Origin of the sequence: Idiomarina sp. 017G (assembly GCF_004362265.1) — a bacterium.
GTDB lineage: Bacteria > Pseudomonadota > Gammaproteobacteria > Enterobacterales > Alteromonadaceae > Idiomarina > Idiomarina loihiensis.
In genome coordinates, this window is the sequence record NZ_SNWT01000001.1 from 436,927 (window position 1) to 456,047 (window position 19,121).

A 19,121-nucleotide genomic window follows, 5' to 3' on the forward strand; every position below is an offset into this window, starting at 1 on the left:
TTAACCTCCGGCCACAGCCTGAACAAGTGTAATGGTATCGTTTTTTTTAAGCTCGGTTTGTTGCCATTGTTCCCGGTGTATAATCTGTCCGTTTAAAGCGACGGCAACGGCCGAGGTATCGACATTCTGAGCAGACAGTAGCTGCGATAAATTGCTTTTCTCAGAGATCTCAAAATCTTTGTCATTAATTTGAATGCGCATTTTGACCTCCGCATACAGGGCATGAAGCGGCCCGCGGTAAATAGAGTTGTTGCCAGTTTTGCGATAAGCCATTGAAGGTTTGCAGGTAACCCCAGGCAAGCTTATGTCCGGTAAAATAATTAATTGCCAGTAGCGCCTGACTGGATCCCATAATGCCCACAACAGGAGCGGCTATACCCGCGTTACTGCAGTTCAGAGGCTCGGTAACAGCGTCGGGATAAAGGCACTGATAACAGCCGTGCGATTGCCCCGGATTTAACGCGATGAGTTGCCCGTTAAAGCCGCGCGCCGCAGCAGAAATGAGCGGGGTGTTCAGGCGGTAGCAGCTTTGGTTGATCAGGTACCGGGTCTCGCGATTGTCGGTGCAGTCGAGGACTAAATCGGCTTGTTCGGCGAGCGCGTCCAGATTGCCTTCATAGGCCTTTTCTTCAATAGCGGTGATACGAATGTCCGGGTTTAACCGCGACAAAGAATGACCAGCTTGCCACGCCTTGGACAAACCAATATCGTCGCTGGAATAGAGTGTTTGGCGCTGTAAGTTGCTGAGACTTATTGTGTCGTGATCGACCAGTGTGATTTGCCCAACGCCCGATGACGCCAGATATTGGCTGGCAGGACAACCGAGACCACCCAAGCCAATAATCAGCACATGACTTTTGAGCAAACGCTGTTGTCCGGTTTCGCCAATTTCTTTCATCAGTATGTTGCTGCTGTAACGCAGAAGTTGTTCGTTACTCAGCATGAGCAACCTCGTTCTTTTCTTTAACCTCGAGTTCAGCTTCCATCTCCGTTAGTAGCTGATGAACAGCCTGCTCTACGTTTCTGGCAGCAGTAATCGCGCTAACAACCGCTATTCCGTTTACGCCAGTAGCTGTTACGGGAGCTACGCGCTCTAAAGAAATGCCCCCAATAGCGACTGTCGGTATGTTCGTTGGCGCTAATAACGCGGCATAGCGGCGTAGTCGCTGCAGCCCTTGCGGTTTGGATGGCATAGTCTTGGTTTGAGTTGGGAAAATATGACCTAACGCGATGTAAGATGGCTTGTACGCTTGAGCAATTAATAACTCGGTGTAGCTGTGAGTGGAAATGCCCAACCTCAACCCTGCTTGCTGAATAGCGTGAAGGTTAGCCTCGGTTAAGTCTTCCTGACCTAAATGCACGCCATAAGCGTTGTGCTTAATAGCCAGTTGCCAGTGGTCATTAATAAACAACTGCGCTGAATATTTCTCTGCCAGCTGAATGCTTTTTTTAATAGCGGTTTCCAACTGAGGAGCATCAGGATCTTTAATACGCAGTTGCAGTGTCTTAATGCCCAGTTTTAAGAGCTTTTCTATCCACTCGTAAGAATCCACTACCGGATACAATCCGGGTTCCTGGTCTAGACTGGGAAACTGGAGGTCAACACAGGGCAACTCCGGCGTATTAATCTTTGGAAAATGGTCAATTTGCTGTGGCCAGTGTGTATGAGCAACAGGGCCTGGTCCTCTGCCTATACCTTTCGCCTCAATCAGGCCCTGATGCACGTAGGCATTAGCGACTGTTATGGCATCCTCAAGTGGATAGTCATGTGCTAACGCCGCGGCAATGGCTGAAGACAAGGTGCAGCCTGTTCCGTGGCTGTGTTTTGTTCTCAACTTCTGCTGAATGTACTGGGTATGTCCATCGGAGCTAAGGTAATAGTCAGAGATTTCATCGGCGCGACCAAAATCGGTGCCTGTTACCAGAATTCGGGACAGTCCGGCCTGAAAGAGTTGTTCTGCAGCGCGATACATTGAGTCCTCATCAGTAACCTCTAATCCGCTCAACCAACTGAGTTCATCCAAATTCGGTGTCATAATATCAACCAGCGGGAATAACTCCGCGCAATGTTGAGGCTTGAGCTCCGACAGGCGATCCTGCTGAGTGCTGACAACCACCGGATCCCAGACCACGAAAGGCTGGGGAAGGGGATCAGACCATTGCTTTAAAAAGTCAGCCACACACTGAAGCTGTTGCACATTACTAAGCAACCCAATTTTTATCGCAGCAGGCGGCATGTCCTGTTGCAGGCATTCCAACTGCTGACGAACGGCGTCAGCAGCTAACGGGAATAACCCGGTGGTTGCAACAGAGTTTTGGGCGGTAATTGTGCTTATGACACTGCAGCCATGCACGTTCAGACTACGGAACGTGTGCAAGTCCGCCTGAATGCCTGCGCCACCGCCGCTGTCAGAACCTGCGATGGTCCATACGACAGGTACCGACATCATTCTGCTCCTTCGGTCGCCGCGTCTTTCACTTTTACATCAATGCGAGTGTCCGGGTTGTACTGACGTACCTCGTGAGAAATTTTCATGGAGCAGAACTTAGGACCGCACATGGAGCAAAACTGCGCGGTTTTGTTCGAATCCTGAGGCAGTGTTTCATCGTGATAGCTGCGAGCGGTAACCGGGTCCAACGCCAGGTTAAATTGATCGTCCCAGCGGAATTCGAAGCGGGCTTTTGACATAGCGTCATCCCTCGCCTGTGCACCTGGGTGTCCTTTGGCTAAATCGGCCGCATGAGCCGCTATTTTGTAAGCGATCATCCCCTGTTTTACATCTTCCTTGTTAGGCAAGCCTAAGTGTTCCTTCGGGGTAACATAGCAGAGCATGGCGCAGCCAAATGCTCCAATCATGGCAGCACCAATACCTGAGGTAATGTGGTCGTAACCGGGGGCTATATCGGTGGTTAGCGGCCCTAAGGTGTAGAACGGCGCGCCGTGACAGTGCTTTAACTGCTCATCCATGTTTTCCTGAATTTTATGCATGGGCACATGGCCGGGGCCTTCTATCATCACCTGTACATCGTACTCCCAGGCAATTTGAGTCAGCTCGCCTAGTACCCGAAGTTCTGCGAACTGAGCTTCATCGTTGGCGTCGGCAATGGAACCGGGGCGCAGGCCGTCACCTAAAGACAGCGACACATCATATTTCGCACAAATTTTGCAGATATCGCGGAAGTGCTGATAAAGAAAACTTTCTTGCTGGTGCGCCATGCACCATTTCGCCATTATCGAACCGCCACGGGAGACTATGCCGGTAACTCGCTTTGCAGTCAGTTTAATGAAGTCGTGCAGTACGCCGGCGTGAATCGTAAAATAGTCCACACCTTGCTCAGCCTGTTCCAGCAGTACGTCTTTAAATACTGGCCAGCTCAGATCCTCAGCAACGCCATTGACCCGTTCTAAAGCCTGATAAATAGGCACAGTACCAATAGGCACTGGACTGTTGCGTAAGATCCATTCCCGGGTTTGGTGAATATTACGGCCGGTAGATAAGTCCATCACGGTATCAGCGCCCCAGCGAGTTGCCCAAACCAGCTTTTCGACTTCTTCTTCAATAGACGAACTGACCGATGAGTTTCCAATGTTGGCATTCACTTTAACCAAAAAGTTGCGGCCAATAATCATTGGTTCTGATTCGGGGTGGTGGGTATTAACGGGAATAATCGCGCGTCCACTGGCGACTTCGTCGCGCACAAATTCCGACGTTATGGGGTTTTCAAGGTGCTCCCGCCCCATATTCTCGCGCAGTGCAATGAACTCCATCTCGGGCGTAACGATGCCGCGCCGGGCGTAGGCCAGTTGAGTAATACCGTGATTGTCTTCTTGGTTCTTGCTGTGGCGTTGCTGAATCCAGTTCTCACGAACCTTTTTCAAACCCACTTTTACGTCAATTGCAGCTTCCGGGTCACCGTAGACGCTGGACGTATCATACACGTCCACCGGCTCGTTCGGTGGTAACTTCACGCCCGGTGTGGGCTGGTGCAGGGTTTCGCTAAGGTGAATGCGACGAAAGGGTACCTGGATATCGTTGTTACCGGACAGAAATTCACGGCTGGAATTAGGGTAATAATGCCCGGATAGCGATGATAAAAAAGATTCAGCCTGTTGGCGGTTTAAACGGTTATTCGATGGTGCAGTTGACATAGCATTCTCTCATTTTGTTGATGTTAGAGATGCTTGTCAGGAGTGTTGAAAGGAACATCAGCGCAGAAACAACGGTCGTGTCATGCTGATGCTCTCTTGTTCCCTTCGCAGGTATTAGCCTGATCAGGTTCAACGGATCCCGCAATTGCGGTCTCAGCCGGTAACTTCATTAAGAAAGCTACCGGCACTCCGACAAGATTCCTTTTTAGTGGAACAAAATCTTAGAGCGAATGCAACCGCTGTTAATCGTTAACCAGTTTAGCGACAACGTTAGCTGGCTTCTCCATTGGCTGGCTTAGGCCTTCTATGCGTTCAACAATAAGCCCTTGTTTATCGAGAATAGTGATCAAATTGCTGTGATCAAAATCACCGTCCGGACGCTGTCGATACCTCACGCCAAGTACTGTAGCTAAGGTTCTGATATCCTGCTCCGAACCGTTCAGAAACAGCCAGTTGTCGTTGTTAAGTTGATACTGCTTAACATAGTCAGCGAGTGCCTCGGGTGTATCGCGATCGGTGTCAAAACTCACCATAACGAGCTTAACTTGCTGTTTAGTGTCTTCGTCCAGCTTGCTGTATAAGCGTTTTACGTCATGAACCAACACTGGGCAGGCGGTGGTGCAACTGCCATAAATCATGGAAAGAATAACGGGATGACCTTCAAGTTCTGAAAGCTTGAGTTGGCTATTCTTATGCGTGTTCCAGGTAGCATCTATCTGGTATACCGACTCGGAGTGAGAGACCTCTGCTGCGTTCATTGCCGTATGATTGCTGTGGTCGTTAGCTGTCTGATTCTTGTGCATATTGTGATGCGAGTGATCCTGCGCAAAAGACTGGACAACAAAGATCAAAGAGGCCAGGGCTGTCAATTTTAGCAATTTATTCATGGTCGTTCTCCAGGTCGTATGCGCAACGAAAACCCATAGTGCTGGTCGCACTTTGCGGGGCGTAATCACTGCGTGACTGATAACGGAAAAATGTGGCGTAATTGGCGTTACTAAAACTCGACATAAAGCGCGCTCCGTCGCCACATGAGCCGGAGAGCAAATCGACGTCATCGCCGTTGGTTAATAATAATTGATAGTCGTCTACCCATTCATTGACACGGTCGTGCATGTGCATCAATTGGTCAGCATTTGGGTCGACGGTTTGTTGTTTCGCACTGTGTGGCTGGCTGTACCAGGCAAACAGGTTACGGGCATAATCATCGTCGCTGATGTTCTGCTGTTGGCGATATTTGACCGACGCATACTCCCACTCGTTAAGACCAGGCAAACGGCCACCTTGTGCGGAGCAGTATTCGCGTGCGGCAAACCAGGACACATAAGTGACTGGTTCGTTGTCTTTGCCTTTAGCAAATTCAGTATTATCATCCCAATGCTTCAGGTAATTTCCATCATGGAATAGGGCAGCGATGTTGTCTCGCTGCCACTGAGGTTGTTCAATGACAAATTCCAGAAACTCTTGGTTAGTGACAGGGGTTGCGTCCAGCATGAAACTTTCCATTTCTATACTGAGGCGCTCTTTGTCCAGTAAGACCGGAGGTTCGAAAGTACCACCATTGATCAGAACTGGATCGGCGAGCACTAAGGGTGACAATAAAACACCTGCAACTCCAAGCCACTTAACCATAAGTTTCCCCTTATTTCTCTTTACGAGGGCCAGCGACTAACGCACCAGCTGCACCGCGTTCTGCATCAGCAAATTCGTGATCGACCAACTTATAGATGCCTTCTTCCGGAACAATAAATTCAATGGTTGCGCTGTTACTGGCACCCAGCAGCACGGTTTGCATGCCATACCATTCGTTACGCGGGTCACCTTCGTACCAGACGCGGTCGAAAATCGCACCAATTACGTGGAAGCTGGAAGTGCCTGATGGACCTGCGTTTAACACATGTAAGCGCACACGATCACCTTCGTTCGCACGTAAAGGGTTGTCGCTAAGTGCTGCAACATGTCCGTTAAAGGTCACATGACTTGGCTGGCGGTCTAAAGCTGCACCGTGGTTATAGATGTAGTTACCTTCTGAGGCTTCTTCCAAATAGTGCTCTGACTGAACCAGAACGAATTCTTTATCAACGTCTTTGTCAGTTGGGTAGCCATCTTTAGGAGATACCACAACGGCGCCGTATTGGCCCATAGCTGTGTGCATGAGTACGCTGGAAGTACCACAGTGATACATATAAGTACCCGCGTAGTTGGCTATCCATTCGAACTCAATAGTTTCACCCGGAGAAATGGTACGCCATTTGTCTTCCGCTGCTACTGTGCCACTATGAAAGTCCATAGAGTGGGGCATTGGGTTAACGACTGGCTGGTTATTCTGATAACCGTTGGCCTGCAGTTGCTGAATGAACGGAGCACCATTTTTAACTGGCTTAGTAATAGTCACTTCTTCGTCAGAGCGGTTTTTCATTTTGAAAATGACACGGTCACCTTCACGTACGTGCAATACCGGGCCGGGTACTGAGCCACCGAATGTCCAGGCCGAATAGGTTACTCCCGGTGCTACTTCTATTTTCTGAGAGAACACATCCATGCGTACATCGTGAGTTTTGTTACCTTCATAGTCGAGCTTGGCTATGTTTGGAACCTGAGTTAGATAATCGCCAACAACCGCCGGGCCGTTGTAGTCTTCGCGGTAGACTTTAGCTTCTGGTAATCCAAAGATTTTACCATCAATGACATATTCGCTGTCGTGCTTAAGGCTGAGCTCTTCCGCATGAACCGGAGCTGACGCTGACGCCATAGCAGCCAGAAGAGAGGCACTGATAATTGATAAGCTTAGAGTTTTCATAATGATTTTTCCTTTAACTGATAACAAAGAGGTTTAACGCAAACTGGCAACGGCTTCGGCTGTGATAGTCTCACTGCCGCCTGCAAGATCGGTATTGATGTAGTTAGCTAAGGTTGCGATATCGGCGTCTTTCAGATAACCCATGGGCGGCATAGCTCCGTTGTAATTTGTTCCGTTAACGGTTAGCGCGCCGGACTTACCATTGATAATTGTCTTAGCTATGTAGTCGGGGTTATCTTTGATATTTGTATTTCCTGCCAGCGGAGGAAATACGCCCTGCATGCCTTTGCCATTTGGTTGATGACATGCCTGACAATATTTTTTGTAAACGTTTTCGCCTTCGCCTGCGTTGGCTGACTGGCTTATAAACAAACCAGCTAATGACACGGCAATGACTGAAATTTTGCAAAGAGACTGAATGCTCATAACGACACCTTCGTAATTGACTTAAGATGCCTTTAGAATACTGCTTTAATGAGCTTTTGCGAGTGAAATGAAGGGGTAACTCAGGCCTACTCCTTTATGTGTAAAAGAAGTAAGCCGAATGCAGGTTGGTAGGTATTAAATGCTGCGTGCTTCCAGTTCAATACGAGAGGCAGCACCGTAAATTTTACTCGGATCTCCCTCAAATTCACCTTCTGGGGTAGTAGTAGGCCAGAGGTTTTCAAGGTTACTGATGACCTTGCGGGTTTCGCTAATGGCTTCTTCAGCTTTTTCTGCTTCTTTATCATTAATACGGTTTAAGCGTTCAAGCGCAATTTCTTTAAAGCCCATGGCGTCTTGATATTCGTGAACATTAGTGACTTCGCCATTTTGAATGCCTATAGCGTACTCGTCGGCGGCTACCATTAGCATTGATGAAACACTCAGTATGACGTCTTTAGCTGACATGTCAGCAATAGGCTCGTTAGCGCTGATAGAGTCCAGCAGAGCCTTGTAGTTGTTCATAACCGTGTCTTCATCTTTATCATTGATGACACTTTCCGCCAGAGTATTTAACGGTTCGGCAAACCCAGGCAAGCCGCGTGCTTCAAATGCTTCAGTAAGACCACTATAGAGCTCGTCACCTGGGTGTTTCATGTGAGTTTTAGCCATTTCAATGTGGCCTTGCTCGTACAGTTTCATTCCCACCCATAAATGGCCGCGAATAAAACCGAGCTGAGCCAGAAACGCCGTGTCATTGGTGTTTAAATCAATTTCAGGAGCGGCCATTTCGCCTTCTGCCATAGGGGCAGCCATGAACATGGAAGGTGCCGCGCCCGGTTGCGTCAGTGGCGCTGCTGTTACCTGTGATGCTGCTACGGTGGTGGCCAGAACACTGCCAACGCCAAGCCAAACTTTTTTCTTTTCAAACATATAAAGACCTTAGTATGCTTTTTTGCGAGAGTTAACTCATGTATATTTGCAGAAATGATAACTATTCGCAAGTTAGAAGTGTGGAATAATGATATTACAAATTAGCAATGCCGTAGATACAGATACGGTAAAGAGTATTGTTGCAGGCCTTGATGCCGGGCAGTTTAGTGATGGTAAGAAAACCGCAGGCTGGGCAGCGAAAGATGTAAAAAATAACCAGCAACTGTCGGGTAAAAAGTCTGAGGCAGCTACACAAGTGCTGCTGGACAGGCTTCAGCAAAACGCTCTGGTGCAATCGGTTATGCGGCCAAAGCAGGTGGCGCGGGTGACTATAAACCGATATCAGCAGGGAGAGTACTATGGTACTCACATGGATGATTCCTTGATGAACGGGGTAAGAACCGATATTTCTTTTACGCTGGGTTTGTCACCCTTATCGGATTTTGAAGGCGGAGAGCTGGTTATTGAGGATGCCAGTGGTGAGCGGAGCTGGCGGCTTGGGCAGGGGGATATTCTTATGTATCCGAGCCATTACCTGCATCGGGTTAATCCGGTGACTAAAGGTTCCCGGCTGGCAATGATAGGCTGGGTGCAAAGCTTGGTTAAACAGCCGAATTACAGGGAGCTACTCTTTGATATAGAACAATCGTTGAAAGCTGAATTTGATGCAAACGGTAAGTCTGAAAACTTTGATCGCCTGACCAAGGTGTTTCATAACCTGTTAAGAGAATGGGCTGATGTGTGATCAGCCCAGAAAAAATTTAACGGCTTTTAAACCAGAGTGACACCGCACAAAATAAGCAAAGCAACGTTAGCTGCTAGCCCAATCATAAAGAAATAGCTGCGGGGGCTGGGGTTTTTCTCCGTTGCTATGGCGTAGTAAAGAACCATGTGAATTAAGCGAGCAATAGCGAAAATCCAGATAAATATCCCTGTCCAGAAAGCGCTGACACCTATGAAGAAGGCCAGAAATACTGTGCCCAGCATCAGCGGATAGTTTTCTAACGAGTTCATTAGCGTGCGGTGAGCACGAAACACAAAAGATGAATGACTCAGTGAGTCGTCGATTTTACCCGGAACGGCACCGGGTTGTTTCGCTTTTTGACCGCTGGCAATAACCCATTGAACCAGCAAAATGACCAGAGCAATGAGTACGCCCCAATAAGCCATTGTATAAGTTTCACTTCCGTTCATTTTATGTCTCCTTTTGTTCCGTATGATTTGGTTAAGCTGGGCTACCGCAACTCCAGCATACTTCAAAAGCGGCTCCGTTAATTTCCTGACAATTATTGCAACGCCAGTCCGGGCCGTTCGCTTGTTCTTCCATATTTTCAATCAGTGTTTTTGCGACAGCGAGTTGAGTATCATCAACAAGCCATAATTCAGGCCAGGTATCCAATGGCGCTAAATCACCAGCGGCGCCACTGGAAAACTCATTTTTCATAACTGTTTCAATGCCTTCCATTTGTAATAGGTTACGGGCGTTTTCCACTAATAGTTTGTTTTCATGGGTATAAATAAGTTTCATAGGCGTTTCTTATAGGTAAAACCTGAATAGCAATGTATTTTTACGTTATAGTTAATGTATCAGACTCAGCGTCTGTTTGTGTTCTCCATTTTTCTAAGGAGTTGTATATGGCGGGTGGCTGGTCGCACGATGGTGCCGTACAGGAACAAATTGATGCCAGTACCGAAGATGAAGTAAAACGTGTACGCAGCAAACTTACCGGCGGGGAAAGTCTGGAGTTTTGCGAAGAATGTGGCGAGCCTATTCCGGAGGCCAGGCGCAAAGCGATTCCTGGTGTTCGTCTGTGTGTGGAATGTCAGGCGGAACTCGACAAGCAGGACTCAAACAAAGCGGGTTTTAACCGGCGTGGAAGTAAAGACAGCCAGTTACGTTAAGCTATGGGGCTGTCTTATCTGCCAGAAATTCAGACTCAGGTACGGGTTTGCTGAACAGGTAACCTTGAAAGGTATCGCAATTTAGTCGCGCCAAATAATTAAACTGTTCTTCGGTTTCTACTCCCTCAGCAACAATATTCAGTTTAAGGCTTTCTCCTAGCTGAATAATAGTGTAAACAATTTGAGCCTTTTCCATACTATCCAGCATGTTACGTACGAAAGATACGTCAATTTTCAGGGTGTCGAACGGAATTTGCATAAGATAAGAAAGCGACGAGTAACCCGTACCGAAGTCATCCAGTGCGAACTCAATCCCAAGGCGCTTTAATTGCTTTATTTTATTGGTTACGCTGGAAATGTCATCCATCAGCAAACTCTCAGTGAGCTCTAGCTTTAACCGATGAGGCCGTATCTCGTACTTCTCTACCAGAAGTTGAACCTGCTCAACAAACTCGGGCTGCTGAAACTGTTTGGCACTGACGTTAATCGACAGTTGCATCTTTGCTTTTTCAGGGCTCTGTTGCCATTGCTGGAGAATTTGGCAGGCACGCTCAGTAATCCAGTACCCTAAAGGAACAATTAAGCCGGTTTCCTCGGCTAAAGGAATGAAGTCAGCAGGAGAAACAAAGCGGCCATCACTTTGTTTCCAGCGGATGAGCGCCTCAGCTCCGGTGGGCTTTGACTCAATATTTACCTGAGGTTGCAGATAAAGTTCGAATTCGTTCTGTTTTATTGCATTACGCAGTTGCTCTTCCAGTTTGACTCGCTTACTTACTGCATCAGCAAACTCCTGACGAAACAGTGAGACTTCTCCCGTACCTTTGCGTTTTGAGTGAGATAATGCCAGGCCTGACTGGGTCATTAAGGTTTCAGCATTTGATTCGCTGTCGTCAAACAAGGAAGCGCCTGCGCTAAAGGAGCAAAGGTGCGTGTAGCTGTTGAGCTGATAGGGCTGTTGCAGTTGATCCAGCAATTGATAAATTCGGGTCAGCAATTGCTGTTTTATATTGACTGAATTACCACGCTCAAGTCCGGTTAGCACGACCGCGAATTCGTTCGCGCTCAAACGCGCCAGGAATGAGTTGGCTTTCGTCGAACTTTGCAGCCTTTCTGCCACGCGTTTTAACAGTAAATCACCCATATCCGAACCCAGGGTGTTATTCAGTATTTTAAATTTATCGATATCACAGAGAATTAACGCGCCGTTTTGGCCTGCTTCTTTATAAGTTGCGAGCTGATCTTGCAAATGATCCAACAAAGAGCGGCGGTTCGCTAACCCGGTTAACGCATCGTTGTAAGCCAGATAACGAATACGTTCACTGGATTCAACTTCTGCACTAATGTCTGTGACCGTTGCTACAAAATGTCGTTCTTTCTGTTGGTTATAGCGTACTTTTGAAATACTTAAGCGAACAGGGAAAGTCGTACCAGAACGTTTTCTTACATTAACTTTACCTTGCCAGGCAACTCTGCGGGCTAGTGAGTTCTTAATATTCTCCAGTAACTTATCTGAGCGCTCAATATAGTCTTCAATATTGAGTTTACTGCCTTTTATTCGTTCCAGGTCATCTCCGGTAAGTCGCGTAAATGCCTGATTCGCTAACAAAACACGGTTGTGTTCGTCGAATAGCAGCAAGCCGTCATCTATGGCACTAATAACTTCATAAAGTTGCTCTGCAGACATTTGGGCTAACTTTTGCTGTTGTTGCAAGCGTCTGTCTATCTGAGAGGCTATAATGGCCATTATAGCGGTTAAGCACGAGCCAATTCCGACAACGTAAGCCAGCCAGTTGCCATGGCCGCTGAATACCGCATCGGGTGCCCGGGTAGGGTAAAAATTGGCTGCTATCATGGCGGTATAGTGCATACCAGAAATAGCCAGAGCAATAATGGCGGCAACAACAATTTGTGCGCTTCTGCGCCTGAACCAGCTGGTTCTTTCCGATTTTTTATAATGGCGATATGCCAATAAAGCTATGATGCCCAACGATACGGCGACAAATACCGAAAGTACAAACCAGAGAGGGTCATAACGAAGGTGAGCTGACATTTCCATTGCAGCCATTCCGGTATAGTGCATCAGGCCAATACCGGCGCCCAAAACAGTTCCGGCGATGAGTGTTGCACGCACCGATGACAAAGACATTTGAATTTTCATTGCTATAAAGCTGCCGACAATGGCAGGAACAACTGAAATAAGCGTTAACAACACGCTATGACTCATGGGCAGGTGAAGCTCAAAAGCCAGCATGCCAATAAAATGCATACTCCAGACACCAACGCCAGAGATAACTGCGCTGACAATTAACCAACTGTAGCGAGCAACCTTAGCCTGATATATTTGTACACGTTCCAGTGTGAGTATCGCGGTATAAGAAGCTAGCAGCGCGACACAATAGGAGAGTATGACTAACCCCGGGTTATGGGAGCCATTTATAGGGGACTGGGAAAATTGACCCAAATCGAAAAATGCGTACAGGGTTTCAAGCATAAATTTAATTTTACCAGAGCCGTTGGCGGGAGTACTAAAACTATTTAATACTTTGCAATACGACACTGAGTCCCGAAAGTATCATTAGTGCCAGAGTAAATTGTCTAAAACGTTGTTCTGATACATGCTGTTGAAGTCTTTGTCCCACGCTGGCGCCTATAAGCGCACAAGGTAGTAAAGCGAGTACCAGATAGAGATGGGGCTCTGCGTAAATAGACTGGCGTGAGAAGTTAGCGACGTTTGCCATGGCAATGCAGCAGAAAAACAGACTGAGTGTAGCGCGAAACTGTTGTTTTGGGATACGGGCATTGGCCAGAAATAAAACAATAGGAGGCCCGCCTAATGTCATTAACCCGTTGAGCAAGCCAGAGCCTGTACCTACCGCAATATGTCCGGGCGCATGTTCAGCAGTAGGGAGTTGTTTACCGCTAGCCAAAGCGAGCGCAACAGCCAGTATGACAAAACCAAGAATCAGTTTAATAAACTGTTCGTTTACGCTTAACAGCAAAGATCCCGATACCAGAGAAGCAATGACGCCTGAAAAAATTAACCATTTCCACTGAGATGGGCGAGCCGCCTCTCTGTTTTTCCAGTAGATCCAGCCGCCAATCACGATATTAATGACAGACAGTGCAGGCGTAAGTACGCTAATAGGGAACCACAGCGCCAGAATTGGGACGGCTAACAAACCGGAGCCAAAACCGCTTACCCCCTGAACCAAAGCTGCGAAGAAAAATACTATTGCGGCAGCGAAATACTCCAAATGAACCTCTTTTGTCTTATAATGCTGAAAACGGCTTTTCAGTCACGTCAATAGTCTTCATAATGATAACAGGAAAAACAACGGAGCTGAGCATGAGGGTGACTCTGGTCGTGTTGTTGGCCTTGTTCCTTGCGTTACAATACCGTCTGTGGTTTGGCAAAAATAGCCTACCGGATTATTGGCGGTTGCAGCAAGAAGTCAGCAATCAGAAAAATACGAATGAAAATCTGGAAAGACGTAATCAACTCATTTACGCAGATATTGAAGATTTGCGCGAAGGGGAGGATGCGCTGGAGGAGCGTGCCCGTAACGAACTAGGGATGGTAAAAAAGGATGAAGTTTTCTTCCGTCTTGTACCTGATCGTAATCCATAGCCTGAGCGGGTGAGCGAGATGAAGAGTGAGTCTGAAAGCCACGCACAAAGCCAGATTGATTCGTTAATGGCTGTGATCCCTGCAGCTGGCAGCGGAAGCCGGATGCAGGCTAACATCCCTAAGCAGTTTCTGATGGTCGCTAACCGGACTTTGCTGGAGTACAGCATCGAAGCCGTATTAAAGGATGCGCGGGTTGAACAGGTTTTCGTTGCGGTTTCTGACTCTAATGCTGAATACCTTATTGAACTTAAAAAGAGCCTGCCAACAAAGGTTCATTTTGTGACAGGCGGCAACAGCCGCGCTGAATCCGTATTGGCTGGAGTTAAAGTTGCTGTTTCGCAAGGGGCTACCCATGTGCTGGTACATGACGCGGCACGCCCATGCTTACCTAAAACGGCACTAACAGCGGTCATTAATACCGGCTTAAAGGATCCTCAAGGCGCAATTCTTGCCATTCCGGTAAGAGACTCCTTAAAACGCGCTGTTATCTCTGTTAATGATGAAACCGGCGTTACCCATATAGAATCCAGTGTTGATCGGGAAGCGTTGTGGCAGGCACAGACACCACAAGTTTTTAATGCAGAGCGTTTACAACAAGCCATAGAGCATATGGGGGCATTAAACCCTCAGTTAACTGATGAAGCTTCTGCTATGCAGTGGTGTGGTTTCCAGCCGGCGCTTATTCCTGGCTCTATCCGCAACTTAAAAGTGACTCACCCGGAAGATTTTGAATGTGTTCGCGACTGGTTATTAGCGGACAATAATGATCATAAAAATTAAAGAGGGCATCGTTCATGAAAATCCGTGTTGGTCATGGTTATGACGTTCATCGTTGGGGCTCTGATAAGCCTTTGATTTTAGGTGGTGTTGAAATTGAGCATCATCAGGGACTTGTCGCTCATTCCGACGGAGATGTTGTTCTGCATGCTGTCACCGACGCGGTATTAGGCGCTTTAGCGTTAGGTGATATTGGCCAGCACTTTCCTGATACCGATGAACGCTATGCCGGGGCGGATAGTGCCGAATTGCTGAGTCATGCCGTAAGTCTATGTCAGGAAAAAGAGTTTAAGACGGGTAACATTGACGTAACCATTGTAGCTCAGGCTCCGAAAATGGCACCACATATTGACGATATGCGGGCCAGCATTGCCCAGTGTTTAAAAACCTGCATCGACAATGTGAATGTCAAAGCGACAACGACAGAAAAATTAGGCTTTGTGGGGCGTGAAGAGGGTATTGCCTGTCATGCTGTGGTTCTGATGGAGTCATTTTAATGTTGGCACCCTCACAAGTGTCTTTGGCTGATTTACCGCGTTTACATAAAGGCGACAGACCGCAGGCCGAATTTAAACAAACGCCGGAAGATTTTCAGGTTATTGAGCAGTTGGATGTTATTGATGACGGTGAAGGTGAGCACCAGTGGCTTTGGGTTAGAAAAACCGGGGCTAATACAAATTTTTGTGCAGAAAAAATAGCCCGGTTTGCCGGAGTATCAGAAAGAAATGTCAGTTATTCCGGATTAAAAGATCGCCAGGCAGTGACCTGGCAATGGTTTTCCATTCAACTACCCGGCAAAGAAACGCTTAACTGGAATGAGTTAAACGATGAAGAAATGTCAGTTGAGCGAGTAATACGCAGAACCAAGAAATTAAAGACGGGGTTTCACCGTGCGAACCGCTTCGTTATCAGGTTAGCTAATGTCAGCTCCCGCGAGGCACTTGAAAACCTCTGGCAAGGTGTGAGTGAGCAGGGCGTAATAAATTATTTTGGCGAACAGCGCTTTGGCCGCAGCGGAGATAACGTTGCACAAGCTGAGCGCTGGCTTATGGCGAGCCGCCCTCCGCGTATCAGCCGCAGCAAGCGAAGCCTTTATTTGTCTGCACTGCGCAGCTATTTATTCAACGAGATAGTAGCTGAGCGAATACGTCAGTTTGGTATAGAAGGAACTTTGACTGGTGATTGTGTCATGCTGGAAGGCTCGCAGTCGGTTTTTACCGTAGAGCAATGGGACGACGAACTTAAACAGCGGCTGGCAAATAACAATATTTACTTAACGGCACCTCTAGCAGGAAGCACAAATAAACCCTTAGTGAAAGGGGAAGCCGACGCCTTTGAACAAAGTTTATTACAACCGTTCGATAGTTGGTTACAGGCGCTCAGAAAGCTGCGCGTAGAGGCGGCTCGCCGGACTATTTTGTTGCGCGTAGAAAACCCCGAAATTAGTTGGCAGGGCAAGGACGCAGAGCTTCGCTTTACGCTTCCGTCCGGTGCTTATGCAACAACCGTATTGAATGAAATTGTCGACTTAAGTGGTGAATCCAGATGATGAAAATTTTATTAAGTAATGATGACGGCGTGCATGCGCCGGGTATTCTCGCGTTGTACCAGGCTTTAAAAGAAGTGGCAGATGTACGAGTGATAGCTCCGGACCGTAACTGCAGTGGTGCCAGTAATTCGTTAACCTTACATAATCCTTTGCGGGTGCGTCGGCTGGATAATGGTTTCTATTCTGTTAATGGTACGCCCACAGACTGTGTTCATTTAGGCACTAACTCGCCGATGGCTGAAGACGTAGATTTAGTCGTGTCGGGTATTAATGACAGCCCTAATATGGGTGACGATGTGTTGTACTCAGGCACGGTGGCGGCAGCGATGGAAGGGCGCTTTATGGGACTGCCTGCCATTGCAGTATCGATGGGTGGTCGTGGACACGACTACTATGATACCGCCGGGCGGGTCGTGGCAGAAATTGTCGCAAATATGGAAAACGATCCGCTGCGGCTTGATACGGTACTGAATATCAATGTGCCTTACACGACCTACGATAAGTTAAAAGGTACCCGGGTGACTAAATTGGGACGTCGGCATCGCGCAGAGACTATGGTTCACGACCGTGACCCTTTTGGCAGCGAAATCTTTTGGTATGGACCCATTGGGCATCATGCAAGTGATGAGCCTAATACCGACTTTACCGCGATTCATGAAGGTTATATCTCAATTACACCGTTAAGCCTGGATATGACGGCTCAACGCCACACCGATACACTGACAGACTGGTTAGAACAACAAAAATGATGATTAGTAATGGGCAGTCGCGGGTTAAGCGACTGATTCAACAATTAGAGGATCTCGGTATTACCAACAAAGAGGTTTTACGGGTGATATCTGAAACCCCAAGACATCTGTTTATGCCCGAGTCATTAGCTCATAAAGCCTATGAAAATACGGCGTTACCCATTGGTAATGGGCAGACCATTTCGCAGCCGTTAATGGTGGCAACAATGACGCAGTTATTAATGCAGCATCATTGTAAAAATGTGCTGGAGATAGGCACGGGGTCGGGTTATCAGACGGCGGTTCTGGCTCAACTGGTTGATAAGGTTTTCAGTGTTGAGCGTATTGCTACGTTGCAGTATCAGGCCAAGCGACGTATGCGGCAGTTGGACTTACATAATGTTGCCATGCGTCATGGTGATGGCTGGAAAGGCTGGCGCAGCAAAGGGCCGTTCGACGGTATTATTGTTACCGCAGCTGCCAGCGACATACCTCAGGATTTAGTCGATCAGCTTGCCGACGGCGGCGTGATGATTATTCCGGTCGGCGAGCAGAACCAGTCGCAGAGCCTGGTAGTTATGCGTCGCTTTGGTGACTCGCTGGAGCAACAACGTATTGGTGATGTGCGTTTCGTGCCTTTAGTTAAGGGAGATGTCGTTTGAAGTTGTTCTCCGCACTGTACGATAAAGTATTATCCTGGACTCAGCACCCCAGAGCAGACATTATTCTTGGTCTGTTGAGTTTTGCAGAATCGGTGATATTTCCTATTCCACCGGATGTCATGCTGGCGCCAATGGCAATGACTCAACCTAAAAGGGCGTGGCGATTAGCGTTTCTGACCACAGTTACCTCAGTCGCAGGCGGAATTTTAGGGTATTTTCTGGGTTATTGGGCGTATGAGTCTTTAGTGCTGCCGGCAGTTGAGGCACTGGGGTATGAATCGAAACTTCTCACCGTTCAGGGCTGGTTCTCAGACTGGGGCGTTTGGATAGTGTTTATTGCAGGCTTTTCCCCCATTCCTTATAAACTGTTTACTGTAACTGCCGGGGTTATGCAGATAGCTTTTTTTCCCTTTGTTATTGCATCGGCTATCAGTCGCGGTATGCGCTTTTATCTGGTGGCCTGGTTGTTGCGTACTGGTGGCCCTGAAATGGGCGTAAAACTTCGTGAATATGTTGACCGCATCGGCTGGACACTGGTAATACTGGTTATTATTGGATACGTAATAGCGCAGTTGGTATAAATGATGTTGGCATCGTCCGGGGCAATTAAACAATCTGTATTATTGGTGTTTGCCATAATTCTACTGCAGGCCTGCAGTGGCCGGTCGGCACCTGCTCCAGTCGAAGAGCTTTATACTGGAAAAACTTACCTCGATTTTGAAGCCAACTCAATTAACGACAAAGAGTATGAAGTTCAGCCCGGAGAAACACTCTACTCAATAGCCTTCCGGGCTAACCTGGATGTCCAGGATATTGCCCAAATCAATAATTTACAAAAACCTTACACTATTTATCCGGGACAAAAGTTGAGTCTGGAAAGCGTGCCACAACGAGGTACCACCACAGCCAGAAAGGCACAGCGAACAGCTAGTGCTAAACAGAATAAAAAAGCCTCTGATAACGCACAAAATAATATAAAAACGCCCGTTGCTAATAAGAAACAGAAAGGGTATGGTCAAAAAACAAGCACAAGAAAAACGGTTGCAAAACAAACCGATAAGGGTAGCAATAGCCAGCCGAGACAGCGAATTGAACGGCCTGAAGTGGCGCTACCGAGCAATAATAATATTATTTGGCGTTGGCCTTCATCGGGGAAAATAATAGCCGATTTCTCGTTGCGTGAACAAGGCAATAAAGGAATAGATTTTGCCGGTAGCAGGGGGGACTCAGTTAACGCTGCGGCGGCAGGAAAAGTGGTTTATGTTGGAAGCGCATTGCACGGGTTTGGTAATTTAATCATTTTGAAACATAACGATGATTTTATTACTGCCTACGCTCACAACGAAGACATTCTGGTGAAGGAAAAGGAATGGGTGGACGTAGGTGAGACTATCGGACGTATGGGAGACTCCGGTAGTTCTCGGGTGAAATTGCATTTTGAAGTTCGTTTCCGTGGTAAGTCGGTCAATCCGAGGCATTACTTACCCAAATCTCGCTAGTCATGTGGGAATAATAATAACAAGATAAGGAAGTCGACGTGTGTTGTAACACGGTGTTCAGTATAACAGG

At 47.4% G+C, this 19,121-nt stretch carries 22 protein-coding genes, 1 pseudogene and 1 riboswitch; of the genes and pseudogenes, 10 read left to right on the forward strand and 13 right to left on the reverse strand.

Features of this window, described 5'->3' with window-relative positions:
* From thiS to DEU30_RS02195, 9 genes and pseudogenes are all read right to left on the reverse strand, one after another.
* Complete coding sequence (gene thiS / locus DEU30_RS02155) at positions 1–201, reverse strand: sulfur carrier protein ThiS (RefSeq protein WP_114981412.1); 201 nt, start codon at positions 199–201, stop codon at positions 1–3.
* A complete protein-coding gene (locus DEU30_RS02160; RefSeq protein ID WP_114981411.1) occupies positions 185–943 on the reverse strand; it encodes a HesA/MoeB/ThiF family protein in 759 nt (252 codons plus the stop codon). Before DEU30_RS02160 ends, thiS begins: the two co-directional genes overlap by 17 nt.
* The gene (gene thiE / locus DEU30_RS02165; protein ID WP_227016300.1) at positions 933–2,450 is read right to left on the reverse strand and encodes a thiamine phosphate synthase; all 1,518 of its coding nucleotides are present in this window, start codon (positions 2,448–2,450) and stop codon (positions 933–935) included. Before thiE ends, DEU30_RS02160 begins: the two co-directional genes overlap by 11 nt.
* Entirely contained in the window at positions 2,447–4,150 is a 1,704-nt protein-coding gene (thiC, locus tag DEU30_RS02170; RefSeq protein ID WP_114981407.1) for a phosphomethylpyrimidine synthase ThiC, read from the reverse strand. Before thiC ends, thiE begins: the two co-directional genes overlap by 4 nt.
* 83 nt (positions 4,151–4,233) lie before the next feature.
* Positions 4,234–4,352: riboswitch (TPP riboswitch) on the reverse strand.
* Between the two features lie 40 nt (positions 4,353–4,392).
* Positions 4,393–5,037 (reverse strand): SCO family protein, encoded by a 645-nt coding sequence (locus DEU30_RS02175; RefSeq protein ID WP_114981405.1) that lies wholly within the window; start codon positions 5,035–5,037, stop codon positions 4,393–4,395.
* Positions 5,030–5,782, reverse strand: a complete 753-nt coding sequence (locus DEU30_RS02180) for a formylglycine-generating enzyme family protein (protein ID WP_110014050.1) — start codon at positions 5,780–5,782, stop codon at positions 5,030–5,032. Before DEU30_RS02180 ends, DEU30_RS02175 begins: the two co-directional genes overlap by 8 nt.
* A gap of 10 nt (positions 5,783–5,792) precedes the next feature.
* Positions 5,793–6,950, reverse strand: coding sequence for a multicopper oxidase domain-containing protein (locus DEU30_RS02185; protein ID WP_114981404.1), 1,158 nt, complete (start codon positions 6,948–6,950; stop codon positions 5,793–5,795).
* A 33-nt stretch (positions 6,951–6,983) separates the two neighbouring features.
* Positions 6,984–7,292 (reverse strand): annotated as a pseudogene (locus DEU30_RS02190) (cytochrome c); the annotation flags it as partial.
* A 219-nt stretch (positions 7,293–7,511) separates the two neighbouring features.
* On the reverse strand, positions 7,512–8,306 hold the full coding sequence (locus DEU30_RS02195; protein WP_110014049.1) for a hypothetical protein: 795 nt from the start codon (positions 8,304–8,306) through the stop codon (positions 7,512–7,514).
* An 88-nt stretch (positions 8,307–8,394) separates the two neighbouring features.
* On the opposite strand from DEU30_RS02195, the gene DEU30_RS02200 reads away from it, so the two are divergent.
* On the forward strand, positions 8,395–9,051 hold the full coding sequence (locus DEU30_RS02200) for a Fe2+-dependent dioxygenase (RefSeq protein WP_034820619.1): 657 nt from the start codon (positions 8,395–8,397) through the stop codon (positions 9,049–9,051).
* Positions 9,052–9,077: 26 nt separating this feature from the next.
* Here DEU30_RS02200 and DEU30_RS02205 read toward each other — a convergent pair whose 3' ends face one another.
* Both DEU30_RS02205 and DEU30_RS02210 read right to left on the reverse strand, forming a co-directional pair.
* Positions 9,078–9,500: an MAPEG family protein gene (locus DEU30_RS02205; RefSeq protein ID WP_011234010.1), complete on the reverse strand. Its 423-nt coding sequence runs from the start codon at positions 9,498–9,500 to the stop codon at positions 9,078–9,080.
* 31 nt (positions 9,501–9,531) lie between these two features.
* Positions 9,532–9,834, reverse strand: coding sequence for a DUF2007 domain-containing protein (locus DEU30_RS02210; protein ID WP_034820623.1), 303 nt, complete (start codon positions 9,832–9,834; stop codon positions 9,532–9,534).
* Between the two features lie 107 nt (positions 9,835–9,941).
* On the opposite strand from DEU30_RS02210, the gene DEU30_RS02215 reads away from it, so the two are divergent.
* Positions 9,942–10,208 (forward strand): DksA/TraR family C4-type zinc finger protein, encoded by a 267-nt coding sequence (locus tag DEU30_RS02215; RefSeq protein WP_011234008.1) that lies wholly within the window; start codon positions 9,942–9,944, stop codon positions 10,206–10,208.
* Position 10,209: 1 nt separating this feature from the next.
* On the opposite strand, the gene DEU30_RS02220 is transcribed toward DEU30_RS02215, so the two are convergent.
* Both DEU30_RS02220 and DEU30_RS02225 read right to left on the reverse strand, forming a co-directional pair.
* The gene (locus DEU30_RS02220; protein ID WP_011234007.1) at positions 10,210–12,699 is read right to left on the reverse strand and encodes an EAL domain-containing protein; all 2,490 of its coding nucleotides are present in this window, start codon (positions 12,697–12,699) and stop codon (positions 10,210–10,212) included.
* A 40-nt stretch (positions 12,700–12,739) separates the two neighbouring features.
* Entirely contained in the window at positions 12,740–13,462 is a 723-nt protein-coding gene (locus DEU30_RS02225) for a sulfite exporter TauE/SafE family protein (RefSeq protein ID WP_114981402.1), read from the reverse strand.
* Between the two features lie 92 nt (positions 13,463–13,554).
* Between DEU30_RS02225 and ftsB the strand changes: the two genes are divergently transcribed.
* From ftsB to DEU30_RS02265, 8 genes are read left to right on the forward strand one after another with little or no spacing between them, the layout of a single operon-like run.
* The gene (gene ftsB, locus DEU30_RS02230; RefSeq protein WP_011234005.1) at positions 13,555–13,836 is read left to right on the forward strand and encodes a cell division protein FtsB; all 282 of its coding nucleotides are present in this window, start codon (positions 13,555–13,557) and stop codon (positions 13,834–13,836) included.
* A gap of 18 nt (positions 13,837–13,854) precedes the next feature.
* A complete protein-coding gene (gene ispD / locus DEU30_RS02235) occupies positions 13,855–14,616 on the forward strand; it encodes a 2-C-methyl-D-erythritol 4-phosphate cytidylyltransferase (protein ID WP_114981401.1) in 762 nt (253 codons plus the stop codon).
* A gap of 14 nt (positions 14,617–14,630) precedes the next feature.
* Positions 14,631–15,110: a 2-C-methyl-D-erythritol 2,4-cyclodiphosphate synthase gene (gene ispF, locus DEU30_RS02240; protein ID WP_114981400.1), complete on the forward strand. Its 480-nt coding sequence runs from the start codon at positions 14,631–14,633 to the stop codon at positions 15,108–15,110.
* The gene (locus DEU30_RS02245; protein ID WP_114981399.1) at positions 15,110–16,162 is read left to right on the forward strand and encodes a tRNA pseudouridine(13) synthase TruD; all 1,053 of its coding nucleotides are present in this window, start codon (positions 15,110–15,112) and stop codon (positions 16,160–16,162) included. Before ispF ends, DEU30_RS02245 begins: the two co-directional genes overlap by 1 nt.
* A complete protein-coding gene (surE, locus tag DEU30_RS02250; protein WP_011234001.1) occupies positions 16,159–16,911 on the forward strand; it encodes a 5'/3'-nucleotidase SurE in 753 nt (250 codons plus the stop codon). The genes DEU30_RS02245 and surE overlap by 4 nt, the downstream gene beginning before the upstream one ends.
* Complete coding sequence (locus DEU30_RS02255; RefSeq protein ID WP_114981398.1) at positions 16,908–17,552, forward strand: protein-L-isoaspartate(D-aspartate) O-methyltransferase; 645 nt, start codon at positions 16,908–16,910, stop codon at positions 17,550–17,552. The genes surE and DEU30_RS02255 overlap by 4 nt, the downstream gene beginning before the upstream one ends.
* On the forward strand, positions 17,549–18,133 hold the full coding sequence (locus DEU30_RS02260) for a YqaA family protein (protein ID WP_114981397.1): 585 nt from the start codon (positions 17,549–17,551) through the stop codon (positions 18,131–18,133). Before DEU30_RS02255 ends, DEU30_RS02260 begins: the two co-directional genes overlap by 4 nt.
* Positions 18,134–19,051: a peptidoglycan DD-metalloendopeptidase family protein gene (locus DEU30_RS02265; RefSeq protein ID WP_114981396.1), complete on the forward strand. Its 918-nt coding sequence runs from the start codon at positions 18,134–18,136 to the stop codon at positions 19,049–19,051. It abuts the gene before it with no gap.
* Positions 19,052–19,121: the final 70 nt, after the last annotated feature.